The following is an 8195-nucleotide window of genomic DNA, read 5'->3' on the forward strand; positions in this document are numbered from 1 at the left end:
TTGCTACAGATGGTTGTGCTCGACTTTCGACCTATTCATTTGCATTTTTGTTCGTTCAGCATTGTGAATTTGCGGAAAAACTGGAGTCTGCTTAAAATCTGATTCAATATTTCCGTCAAAAATCTTTATACATCTGTTAGCGCTAGCTCCAATCGATGGGTCGTGAGTTACAATAACAATTGTTGTGCCGTTGCTGTTTATTTGCTTAAAAAGATTCAGAACTTGAATTCCTGTTGCGCTGTCTAAAGCGCCTGTCGGTTCATCTGCTAAAATAATTTTTGGGTTGGTAACAATAGCTCTAGCTATTGCGACACGTTGCTTCTGACCACCAGAAAGTTCCATAGGCCTATGCTGCATTCTGTTCTGCATTTGAACTTGATTCAAAGCCTTTTCCGCCATAATTTTTCGCTCATTTTTTGATATTCCCTGATACCTCAGCGGAAGCATAACGTTTTCCAAAACCGTCATTGTTGGCAGCAAATAATACTGCTGAAAAACAAAACCAACTGTTAAATTCCGCAGAACAGAAAGTTCTTTTTCATTCATTTTTGAAGTCTGCTTTCCGCAAATCTCTACAATTCCAGAGGAAGGACGGTCAAGGCAGCCAATCATATTCATGCAAGTGGATTTTCCAGAACCTGAAGGACCCATAATAGAAACAAATTCGCCTTGCTCAATAGAAAAGCTTATGCCTTTTAAAGCGTAAACTTTTGAAGATTCTTCCGCTCTGCCAATTTTGTAAGTTTTTGTTACGTTTTCCATTTTTATAACAGTCTGGCCATTCATCGCGGACCGCCTGGACCTGGCATAACATTCATTCTTCCCGGATCTCTTTCTTTGCTGCTTGCAGAGTCTGCATGCACAGAACTTTTTTTATAGCCAGAAGGCCTGTTCTTGCTCAAAACTTTCAGCACTTCATTTCCGCTTAGTCCGCTTTCAACTTTATAAAAATCATTGCCATAAGCAGAAAGCTTTACAAAAATTTTTTCGTCGCTTGAAATTTCTTGAACAAAAAAATTACCATTTTCATCTTTTGCAACAGCTTCTTTTGCAAGAACTAGATTTTCTACAGGAGCGGTTATAATAATTTTTCCTGTAAAAGAATAGTTCGGAAGAATCTGCTTAGGATATTCGTCAATTCTTATAGTTGCCATTACAATTGTTGCCCCGCGGCTTGTAACAGAACCGATTGCGGGCCAGCTGACAACATAGCCTTTCACAACTCCTTCGTAAGCGGGAAATTTAAATTCAACTTCCTGTCCTACTTTTAACTTTGAAACATCAGTTTCTGGAATTTCAACTTCCGCTGTAAGATAGTCAACGTTTACCAAAGTTCCCACAGAATCTTTTGCTTCCATTGAATCTCCTTCAGAAACATCAATATCGGCAATAATTCCATCAAAAGTCGCGCAAACTTTCCGGTCTTCAATTTTTTGCAGAAGTGAAAGCCGTTCTTTTTGCTGAAGCTCCAATTCTTTTTTAGAGCCGCTAATTTTTGTAGAAGCCATATTGTAATCAAGCTTTGCAAGATTGTAGTCTTGCTCTGTGGAATCAAGCTGAATAATTATATCTCCCTTTTTTACCTTATCGCCTTTTTTTACGTAGACGCCAAGCACAGTTCCGTCGCTTTTTGCTTGAAGAATTTGTTCTTCCGCTGCAGAAACGGTGCCGGCAATTTCGATGTTATTTTCATATACTTCTTTTAAAATGGCAATTCCTTCTGCGCCTTCTTTTTTAACTGCTAGGCTTTTTCTTGCTATCAGAAAAAAAAGAGCTGCAAAAACTGCAAGCAGTGCAAGGATTGCAATAATTTTTTTATACGCTTTTTTGTTTTTCATAATGATTCCTATAATTTATTCACAAAACAAAAGCTTTGTTTGATTATTAAAGATTATTAAATCAATTGCATTTATTAAAATCTTTATGCGGTACAATTCTTTGTTTGCGGCGCTGCTGTTGTATTCGCTTTCCGTTATAATTCCTTCTTTTAAGTATTTAGCCAAATCATTTTCAAGAGATGAGTACAAACCAAAAGTGTGAATGTTTGTTTCTTTTTGCCAATTTATGTCGGCAAGTTCTGTTTGGCAATCAACCAGGTCCGTTTCGTAGTCGTCTAAGGCGGACTCTAAGGCAAGTTTTTCTTCTTTTAAAGTGATTTGCGTTTTCTTTTTTGAAATATTATTTGTAAAAAATGCGGCAGGATTTACAGAAGCACTAAGCGTGTAAACTGGATTTTTATTTTGGCTGTCAACAGGAACAGAAATTCCTCCGGCAACATTAATTCCTTTATAGCTTGAAGAAAGGCCTGCATCAATTGTGTCAGGATTTTTGCCATTTGCAGGAGCTGCATTTGAATTTTCAAAAGTATAACCCGCATTCGCACTTAAAGAAAAAGATTTTTCCGCTTTAACTTGAAGTTCTGCCATTTGAATATTCCAATTTGCCTGCTCAATTTTTTTATAGTTTTCTTTTTTAAACGAAAGAACATCCACAGAGTCTACTTCAGGAATTGAATTTGGTAAAAAATCAAATGGATTTGAGCCCTTTTTGTAGTCAGAACCACATTTTGAAGCAAAGACCGCAATTTTATGCTCAAGCTGACGGACTTTTGTTTCTACAGTGTGACTGTCTGAAAGAACTTTCATTTGCGCTTGCCTGTAACTTGCAGAAGTTTTTTCAAATCCCTTTGACTTTATTTTTTCAAATTCGATTGTGTCGTCGTATAAGTCGTTTTTAGCGGAAACAATTTCGCTTGCGCTTGAAAAAAGTTCTTTTAGCTCCTTGTAAAATTCAGTTTCTGATTCAACCGCTCTTTCTTTAAAAGCCCTTTGCGCTTCAAGAAGGGTTCTTTGCGACTGCAAAGCAGTTATTTTTCTTTTTAATCCTGAAGATGAAAAAATGTCCGCAGAAATAGAAATTGCTGTATCCGTTACAGTATTTGTTTCTTCACTGATTTGAACTTTTGAAGCCCCTTTTAAAGAAAGATTCGCCGCGAACGGCACGGAAATTGTGCCTGAAGGAGAAAAAGAAACTTTAGAGCCTTTGTCATTTGGTTGAAAAGAAACGCTGCCCGAAGCAAGTTGGACGGAAATTCCATTTGAAATCTTTGTTTCCTGGTTTGAAAGCTGTGCTTTTTCAAGTTCAAGGGCGAGTTTTTTTAATTCTAAGTCATTTTCTAGCCAAAATTTTAAATTTGGCTGGGCGTATTGAAAAACGGAAAAAAATAATGCAAATCCCGCCCAAACAAAGATTCTTTTTGCCATACTATAATTAAAATACTGCTTTATAGAAAAAAGTTACAGTCAAAAGCAAACAGCCTGAAAAGTTTATAAAAACTCCAATGGTATACCATTGGAGCAGGTTGACTAATCTGCTCCAAACGCAAAAACACTGCTACGCACGTTTTTGCGTTTGGAAAGAACAACCAAATCGAAAATTTAAATTTTCACATCAGTTTTTTTACAGGAGAAAAAATGGGAAAAACAACTGTAACACCGGGAAATCCGTACTACGGAGAAGGCGGAAGAATGCCTTCTACAACTGGAAATCCTAGCGGCGGGCAAAGAGGAAACAATCCTCCGAGCAGTGGAAGTTCAAGCGGCAGCAAAGGCTCAAGCAGCGGAACTAGAAAATAAGCAGATGGGCAACCTATAAAGCAGGACACTATTTGTGCTTGCGGCTTTATAGGTTGCCTTATTTTTTACACCACAAATTAATCTAAAACAGACATTATCAAATGGGAGAAATCAAATGAAAACAATAAAAAAAGCAATCCTAATTTTGGCATCGGTTATTTCATTGTCAGTTATATGCGGCTGCAAAGATGGGGAGTATACTAGAGAAGAATCGCCTATTACTGTTAAGCTCATATATGAGAATAAGTGCTATCCTATAGGACGTTTTGAAGTGAGCAAAGACGGAACTAATCGGTATTATATAATAGCACGTGAATACAATGATATCGTCAACGGAAGGATTTACATCTATTACAACACTACTGATGATTTAAAATCCGCTAGCAAACTTGGCACTGACTTCGCTAAAATCGATACTGAATTTCTTTTAAAATTATCCGCCGAAACCCAGAATATTGGTACATATTATTTTTGGGGATACGTTGCAAACTACGATCCAGAGACACATTATGAATTGTATGCAGACCCAAGAAAAAGCAATGTAACACCCGAAACCTTTTCATACGAATTCAAAAATGAAATTCCATGCCCAGAAAATTTGAAAGTCAAATATTCAAGTGAAACATTGAACAAAATTGTGGTAACTTGGGATTCTGTCAAATTCAATTCCTATGGCGGAAGATATTATCTTTACACCAACACGGAGAATGATATTTCCTCTGCAGAAAAAGTAAAACATAAAAAAAATACATTTTCTTCTGACGAACAAGACTATTTTGATTCATATGAAAAATTAATATATGAACAGGTTCTTTTGGAAGACAAGCCTATTTATTTTTGGATAAAAGTTTATAACAACGGTTACAGTGATTTCAGCGAACCTGTTTTTTTAGACTTCAAACATAAAAAGCCTGATAATCCTACAGAATTTACCGTAACAAGGGATTCTTACAATTTAAATTTAATTGTAAAAATAGAAGAAGCATTTCCTAAACCAGAATACTATAAAATTTATTATGCAAAAATAGATAATTTCGCAAAAGCAAAACTAAAGGCAGTTCAAAGCAATGATTTTAAATATACAGATGAAGAAGAACTTGGACGCTATGAATTCGGATCTACCGAGTTTGAATTTGGCAAGACATTTTATTTTTGGATAAATGCTGCTGACACACCTGATGAAGATGCAAATCCTGAAACTGAAAGTGAGCTTGTCGGACCTGTTTCTATGACATTCTAGTTAAATCATTTCATCACCAGAATGGCAACTGCATTTTGCTCCATTGCCATTCCTCGTCTTGACCTGCAATATTTGCAAAGCAAACACTGTCAGCAATTTATTGCAGGTCTATTTTTTTCATCTTCAATAAATTCCCCTAGTTTTTCACAAGGCTTAGGGATTGTAGTGGGCGCGAAGCGCGTATTTTTTGCTTGCAAAAAATACCGGCCGCAAGGCGAGCGGAGCGAGAGCCACGAAAAGCCCGACGGCAAAAGTTCGTTCACGAAGTTTTGCCGGAAGCCCCAAAAAAAAGAATCTCAGAAATAAAATCGATTCTTTTAAAATCTCGTGATATAATTGAATTATGGGAGTTGCGCATGATGTACAATTATATGACATTGAATGATGGCACAGGAATTGCCCATTCTGAAATAATCAATAAAAACGGAAAAGAGTGTGTAAAGGTTTATTTTGAACAACCTGTCGAAGGCGGTTTTAATTCAGCAGAATGTTGGCTTCCAGATTATACCTGGACAAAAAAGCAGGGTTTTTCAGATGAACGCATTGCATATTTTCAAGATTTTTTAGAGAGCACTGCACATATAATTATTCAGTTGGCTCGTTCTGGAGGATTTGAAAATGCCTCAGGTTTTTAAAATTGGTTGCTATGTTGTTTTTATGTGGTTTGCGGAATCTAATCCTTTAGAGCCGATTCATGTTCATGTATGCGAAGGAGTTCCTTCTGAAAACGCCACAAAAATTTGGATTACAAAAGATCATCGGACGCTTCTTGCTCATAATAAATCAAATATTCCTTCCCATAAATTAAATTTTATAATGAAAACCATAGAAGCTCGTTCTTTTGAAATTATTGAAAAATGGAAAGAGTATTTTGGCGAAATAAAATATTACTGCTAAAACATTCAAAATTCCCTACCCTTGTCTATAATCAAATCATTATTTAAACGATACCGAACCTGTTTTTTTGCCAATATCATTTTTCATATTAACTTTTTTTCGAGAGGTAATTTATGAAAATGGTGAAAAAGTTGGCTTATTTGGCATGGCTTTTGTTGGTGGGAGCTGTGTTCGGGGTGTTTTTGGCGGGGTGCCAGACGGACAGTTCTGGTTTTGACGACAATAAAACTGAAAATCCTAGCGATAATCCAGCGGATAATCCTTCTGGAGAAAATGAAATCGGGTCGATTTTTGGTGTTTACACAAATCCGCAGACTGGCTTGAAATATGCTTTTAACGAGGATGGAACTTATTCTATCAGCAAGAATAACACTCCTATTGAAGATGGAACTTTTACAAAGCAGAATGATGTAGCTTCTAACATCCGCGGAATTGGTCAACTTGCAAGAGCTATGCGAGAACCAAGTGCAAGAAGTGTAAAATATGGATATTTGCTGACTCCTAAAAATATGGGCGGAGCAAAGGCAAACGAAAAAAATCCAGGAAATTCAAAAATCACTGTAATTAAGACTGAAAATCCTGGCGCAATTTTTGGAAATACTCCGATGTTCACAGAAAGCGATTTAAAGGAAATTGCCGAAAAACCGGCTGTTACAGTTTGGATTCAAGCGGAAAATCTTCCAGTCGTTTCTTACAATGTAACTTCTGACACAACTGTTGAAAAAATTGCGGACGCTATTTCCGCAAAGAATGAAAACGGACGCTGGTTTAAATACTATTTTGAAAATTGCTCTGGAATTTCACTAAATGTAAATTATGGAAGCGACTCGAAGTCTTTTGATGTGGCAAATTCCACTGTTTATATTTCAAAAGCCAAAACGATTCTTACAGAAAAACCAGAAGATTTTGCCTTTGATGAAGATTACAAAAGTTCTTCTGAAAAATTATATCTGATGGGAACTTTTGCTTATCAGAATGAAGATGAAAATGCAGAACAACTTCAGTGGACAGCAATAGATGGATTTAATGATTTTAAGGAAATTGACCAAAATATTTACAAGCTGAGCATGTATCTTCCGCAGAATATCTACGGCTTCAAGATTTCTATGACAGGTTTCGCTTATGATTATTGTATTCCTTTTGATGTTAAAGGTTCTGTTCCAAAAAATGAATGGTTCAATATTGTAAAAAGTCTTTATAGTGAATGGTATGGAAAAAATGGAGCACTTGCAACTGGAGGCGGTTATTATAATTTCTTCCTGGATTTGTCTGATGTGGCAGAACCTGTTATGCTGGTTGCCACAGATGAACAGAGTGATAAGGTTGTTGAAGATGCGAACTTGTATGTTGTTGGCGATTTTACAGGCTGGAAATTCGATGAAAAATATCAGCTTGCAGAAACTGCGGCAGGAAGCGGAATTTATTCTTTGACAGAATCTGTTGAAATTCCTGCGGCAGAAGATGGAAAACCGCAAGGCTTTAAAATTTCTGATAAAACCTGGGGTGCAATGACCGGAGAATATGGTGAAGCCTGGACAAGAACAAATACAGGAACAAATATCGAGCTAAAAGAAAATCAATATGTTGATGTGGATGAAACCTATGCAACAAAAACACAAAATAATAATCTTGAATACTCTTTTGACGGAACTTACAATTTTTATCTAAATGTAAAAACTTCCCAGCTAAAAATTGAAAATGCAAACGGCTCTTCTACTCCGGATCAAAAAATTGCAACAATTTATTTTTATGATTCAGATGGAAATTTAACTGGCAAAACGCATAACGCAAAAGTTGGAAGTCAGATTACAGAAGAAATCTTAAACAAATATTCCTCTGAAAGCGATATTTTTGGCTGGTATATCAAGGACTCAAATAAAAAACTGGATTTGCCGTTCACAATCACTTCTGACTTGGATATTTACCCAAGAGTTGCGACAACACTTGCTGGCGGTTGGGTAGAAAATTATATTGGTGAAACGAATGTAAGTCCTTACAAGTTTTATGAGTGCGAAATAAAAGGACACGCTGTAACAGAACTGAACGGCTGGACTAATTTTGCAACAGGAAGCGCTGATTCATACGGCTCAAATGAATTTAAGGTTTCCGCAGATTCAGATTTTACAATTCAGACTATTTGCTACGCTTATAGTTACAGTTATGCTGAAATGTCCCTAAAAATGGAAAATTCCGCAAAAGTTCTAATTGACACTGTTAAATTCTATCCAGTTGAGTCATTTGCAGATGAATCTGAATACGGTCTTTCTTACGGCAAAGACTTCAAAAATTGGAAAACTCTTGTAGCTTCAGAAGAAACAGGAAATCTGGAATATACATTGACTTTAGCCGCAGAAGAAAGCATTACAGGAAAATTCTATAATTTTACCCACGACATCAATCTTCTTTACAATTCAATAGGATAT

8 protein-coding genes are annotated in these 8195 nt (G+C 36.3%); 5 read left to right on the forward strand and 3 right to left on the reverse strand.

Annotated elements, in window-relative coordinates; all coding sequences use genetic code 11:
• Positions 1-3: 3 nt before the first annotated feature.
• Genes B4C08_RS08750 through B4C08_RS08760 form a run of 3 tightly spaced genes read right to left on the reverse strand, consistent with a single transcriptional unit; the run spans position 4 to position 3263 of the window.
• Entirely contained in the window at positions 4-786 is a 783-nt protein-coding gene (locus B4C08_RS08750; RefSeq protein ID WP_296664543.1) for an ABC transporter ATP-binding protein, read from the reverse strand.
• Entirely contained in the window at positions 783-1838 is a 1056-nt protein-coding gene (locus B4C08_RS08755; RefSeq protein WP_296664545.1) for an efflux RND transporter periplasmic adaptor subunit, read from the reverse strand. The genes B4C08_RS08750 and B4C08_RS08755 overlap by 4 nt, the downstream gene beginning before the upstream one ends.
• Before the next feature lie 15 nt (positions 1839-1853).
• Positions 1854-3263 carry a hypothetical protein gene (locus B4C08_RS08760; RefSeq protein ID WP_296664547.1) on the reverse strand — a complete coding sequence of 470 codons (1410 nt, stop codon included), beginning with the start codon at positions 3261-3263 and terminating at the stop codon, positions 1854-1856.
• Between the two features lie 210 nt (positions 3264-3473).
• On the opposite strand from B4C08_RS08760, the gene B4C08_RS08765 reads away from it, so the two are divergent.
• The 5 genes from B4C08_RS08765 to B4C08_RS08785 form a co-directional block, all read left to right on the forward strand.
• Entirely contained in the window at positions 3474-3635 is a 162-nt protein-coding gene (locus B4C08_RS08765) for a hypothetical protein (RefSeq protein WP_296664549.1), read from the forward strand.
• Between the two features lie 115 nt (positions 3636-3750).
• Positions 3751-4875 carry a hypothetical protein gene (locus B4C08_RS08770; RefSeq protein ID WP_296664551.1) on the forward strand — a complete coding sequence of 375 codons (1125 nt, stop codon included), beginning with the start codon at positions 3751-3753 and terminating at the stop codon, positions 4873-4875.
• Between the two features lie 356 nt (positions 4876-5231).
• Entirely contained in the window at positions 5232-5510 is a 279-nt protein-coding gene (locus B4C08_RS08775) for a hypothetical protein (RefSeq protein WP_296664554.1), read from the forward strand.
• Positions 5494-5772, forward strand: coding sequence for a DUF4160 domain-containing protein (locus B4C08_RS08780; RefSeq protein WP_296664556.1), 279 nt, complete (start codon positions 5494-5496; stop codon positions 5770-5772). The genes B4C08_RS08775 and B4C08_RS08780 overlap by 17 nt, the downstream gene beginning before the upstream one ends.
• 113 nt (positions 5773-5885) lie before the next feature.
• The coding region (locus B4C08_RS08785) for a hypothetical protein (RefSeq protein WP_296664558.1) at positions 5886-8195 on the forward strand (2310 nt) is incomplete at its 3' end.

The sequence above is a fragment of the Treponema sp. UBA753 genome (assembly GCF_002297325.1).
In the GTDB taxonomy this organism is placed as follows: Bacteria; Spirochaetota; Spirochaetia; order Treponematales; family Treponemataceae; genus Treponema_D.